The following is a 1,211-nucleotide window of genomic DNA, read 5'->3' as shown; positions in this document are numbered from 1 at the left end:
GTCTTGTTATTGCCTGGAACGACCAAACCTTTATCTCTAGCCATTTGTCTCCAATCTCGCAGTGACTGTGGGGTGACGCCGATTGCAACGGCGAGTTCTGCCACCGCTCGATTAAGGGGCGGCATCATTTGCAGAACCGCCCAATCCTTGAAGTCATTGTCATAACGTTTCGGCATTGCCAAACACCTTCGCCCCCTTGAATGATTGAGTCAAACATCAGAGGTGACAGATAGGCTGACACGGGGGGAAGAGCCCAAAAGTAACCAAAAGGCTCTTGCCCCACCACTCGGCACCTCGCTTGAGCTCGGTGTGCCCGCACTCCGGCATTACTCCGCGGGCCGCCGCGACGGGGCGTCCCTGCCCCGTCGCGGCTAAACCGGCGTCCTGCCGGTTTACCCGCTCCGTAATACCTGCGTTCGGCCAGCGTGGTTTAACGGGGCGCCTAAGATCAAGATCAAAAGCAGATCAAGGGCACAGCGGCCTACCGGCCGGCTTGAGTGTGGTGAAGCAACAGCAACAGCAACAGCAAAATCAGAAGCTAAAGCGGGCACGGTCCAAATGTGGGAGCGGGCTTGCTCGCGAAGGTCGTTAACGATGACGCTGGCATTCTGGATGAACGCGGCGGTCTCAGGTTTTTCGCGAGCAAGCCCGCTCCCACAGAAAAGCAGCTCTGCTTTCGCTCTCGATCTTGCCTCTGCTTCTAACACTCAAGCCGGCCTTTAGGCCGCTGTGCCTTGCTTTTGATCTGCTTTTGATCTGACTGCCCCATTCAGCCCGAGGCCGAACGCAGGTATTGCGGAGCGGGTAAACCGGCAGGACGCCGGTTTAGCCGCGCCGGGCCATGGATGGCCCGTCGCGGCGGCCCGCGGAGTAATGCCGGAGTGAGGGAACACCGAGCCCAAGCGAGGTGCCGACAGGCGGGGCAGAGCGTTTTGGTTACTTTTGCGCTTTTCAAAAGTGACCCGCTGTAAGAGCCATCCCTTTCAAGGTCTTGGTTTAAAATCCCCTAACCAATCCAGTCAGGGCGACGAAACTATGTGGGACAAGGTTTTAGAACGGTTTGAAAAACTAGCACCAGCCAGTGTCATGACCAAGTTGGTCTTAGAGCAGGCGGTAGATGCCGAGTGGGTTGACAAGGTGTTCGATGATCACCGCCAACGGCAGTACTCACGTGAGCTTTTATTTTCAACCGTTGTTGAGCTGATGTCCCT

At 56.6% G+C, this 1,211-nt stretch carries 1 protein-coding gene; it reads right to left on the bottom strand.

What is annotated here, in order from left to right:
- Positions 1–176: transposase (locus tag AU074_RS34985; protein ID WP_143503556.1), on the bottom strand; the 176-nt coding region annotated here is incomplete at its 3' end.
- Between the last annotated feature and the right edge of the window lie 1,035 nt (positions 177–1,211).

The organism is Pseudomonas sp. ATCC PTA-122608 (assembly GCF_001952855.1).
Lineage (GTDB): Bacteria > Pseudomonadota > Gammaproteobacteria > Pseudomonadales > Pseudomonadaceae > Aquipseudomonas.
This window is presented reverse-complemented; position numbering and strand designations above follow the sequence as displayed.